At 59.8% G+C, this 1,912-nt stretch carries 1 protein-coding gene and 1 pseudogene; both read right to left on the minus strand.

Going from position 1 to position 1,912, the window contains the following annotated elements; genetic code table 11:
* Positions 1-1,418 (minus strand): annotated as a pseudogene (locus A1351_RS04840) (IS1182 family transposase); the annotation flags it as partial.
* Between the two features lie 287 nt (positions 1,419-1,705).
* The coding region (locus A1351_RS04845; RefSeq protein ID WP_198162223.1) for a sensor histidine kinase KdpD at positions 1,706-1,912 on the minus strand (207 nt) is incomplete at its 5' end.

Below are 1,912 nucleotides of genomic sequence, written 5' to 3' on the forward strand. Positions count from 1 at the left end.
CATGAGCGGCTCGACTCCGAAGATGTTGAGCATCCGCTTCATATTATAGGCGAGCACATGAAGACTCATCTCGGTTTTGACCTTTTCCAGGGTTCGGGTCAGGAAGTGGGTGGCGCCCATCCATGCCTTCAATGTTCCGAACGGGTGCTCGACAGTCTGTCGGCGGATGGTCATAGCCTCGGGCATGCGGTCGAGCGCAGCCTGCATTTTGTCGAGGACGCCCTCATGCTCCCATCGCTTTAGGCGCTTGTATTTGGTCGGCGTGCATCTGCGTTTCAGCGCGCAAGTCGGACAGGACATGAGATTGCGGTATTGGTCGACATTATCATGCCGATCGGAACGCGCGATTGCCTTGGTCAACCGTTCGCCCGCCGGGCAGGTGTAGTGGTCCTTTTCCGAATCAAAAATGAAGTCCCGGATTGTGAAAAGACCACGCTTGTCGTTGACGGAGGTGAGCGTCTTCGGAACGCGGGCAACACGCCCGTGCCTTCGCAAGCCAGCACTTCCTCGCCGCTGTAATAGCCTCGATCAGCCAGCACGGTGATTTCTTCGCATTCGATGGCGTCGCGAGCTTTGCAGCCCATGGACGCCAGTTGCGCTCGATCAGTGCCGAGGTTGGTCACCTCGTGCGCGACGATGAGATGATGCTCCGCGTCGACAGCGATTTGGACGTTGTAACCGACGATCCCTGTGCCCTTGCCGCTGGTCGCCATCGAGCGGGCGTCGGGATCGGTTAGAGAAATCTGTTTGTCGGGAGCCGCCTCCACCTGCCGTTCCATCTCCTCGAGCGACTGCATTTGCCGACGCAGGCCTGCGATCTTCTCCTTCAGGCGTGTTGCTTTGGCTTCGGCGACGTCGCTGTCCTGTCGATCCGCATGATCGAGCGCCGCCAAATAACGCGCGATGCTGGCCTCCACCTGCTCGATCCGTTTGGCGACCTTGGCCACCGTGAAATTCTTGTCACGGTTATTGACGGCCTTGAACTTACTTCCGTCGACGGCCACGACAGCGCGCGTGAACAAGTCGAACTGCCGGCACAACGTCAAAAATTGCGCACAGGCCGCGCGGATCGCTGGCCCATTGTCGCGGCGGAAGTCGGCGATGGTCTTGAAGTCCGGCGTCAAGCGGCCGGTCAGCCACATAAGCTCGATATTCCGATTGGTCTCTCGTTCGAGCCGGCGGCTCGACTGAATGCGGTTGAGATAGCCGTAGATATAGAGCTTGAGGAGATCGCCCGGCGCATATCCCGGACGTCCTGTCGCCTTCGCTTCGACGCGCGCAAATCCCGCCGCCTTCAAATCCAGAGCCTCCACAAAGGCGTCGATGAAGCGAACGGGATTGTCGGCGGCGACGTAATCGTCGACCGTCTCGGGCAGGAGCAGCAATTGGGAGCGATCGGAGCCGGAAATGTGCGTCATGCCGGATTCTAGCGCAATGTTTACGGTCAGAGAATCCGTCAGACGGGCTTTTCACACAGCCTGGACCCATTGGAGACACGTTCCTTTCGAAGGGCGGACGTCCGATCACGCCGATAGCCGACATTGTCGTTTCCAGGTCCAAAGCGGGCGCGATCATGGTGCCGATTTCGATTTCCGCCGCCTCATCATTGTCATCATCGAGACCGGCGGAACGAGCAGAATCCTCATGCGAGTTCGAGCCCTTCAGCCGGCCGCCATCCGACATAGATCGATGCGGCGCCGCAACCTTACGCCGAGGGCAACCGCACGACGAATGTCGCTCCGCCGCCTTCGGTCGTCCGCACCTCGATAGAGCCATGCAATTCGTCGAGCAGCTCACGCACGATCGCGAGTCCGAGGCCTGCTCCGCGCGAGGCGTCGTTCTTGCGCCAGAAGGCTTCGAAAATACGCTCTCGGTCGTCGGGCGCGACGCCTTCGCCATGGTCGGCGACCTC

It is taken from the genome of Methylosinus sp. R-45379, from assembly GCF_001644125.1.
GTDB lineage: Bacteria > Pseudomonadota > Alphaproteobacteria > Rhizobiales > Beijerinckiaceae > Methylosinus.